Annotated in this window: 1 protein-coding gene; it reads left to right on the top strand. The window is 58.2% G+C overall.

Annotated features, from left to right (window positions below):
* Positions 1-4: 4 nt before the first annotated feature.
* The coding region (locus OO258_RS27840; RefSeq protein WP_416309235.1) for an immunoglobulin heavy chain variable domain-containing protein at positions 5-390 on the top strand (386 nt) is incomplete at its 3' end.

The following is a 390-nucleotide window of genomic DNA, read 5'->3' as shown; positions in this document are numbered from 1 at the left end:
GGCCATGGCCCAGGTGCAGCTGCAGGAGTCTGGGGGAGGCTTGGTACAGGCTGGGGGGTCTCTGAGACTCTCCTGTGCAGCCTCTGGATTCACTGTCGCCGATTATGCCATAGGCTGGTTCCGCCAGGCCCCAGGGAAGGAGCGTGAGGCAGTGTCATATATTAGAAGCCGTAAGGGCACGACGTACTATGCAGACTCCGTGAAGGGCCGATTCACCATCTCCAGTGACTACGCCAAGAAGTCGGTGTACCTGCAAATGAACAACCTGAAACCTGAGGACACGGCCGTTTATTACTGCGCAGCAGATTTCCTGACAAGTAGCTGGCTGAGGGAACCTGACCACTGGGGCCAGGGGACCCAGGTCACCGTCTCCTCACACCACCATCACCA

The sequence above is a fragment of the Pseudomonas sp. DCB_BI genome, assembly GCF_026240995.1.
GTDB lineage: Bacteria > Pseudomonadota > Gammaproteobacteria > Pseudomonadales > Pseudomonadaceae > Aquipseudomonas.
This window is presented reverse-complemented; position numbering and strand designations above follow the sequence as displayed.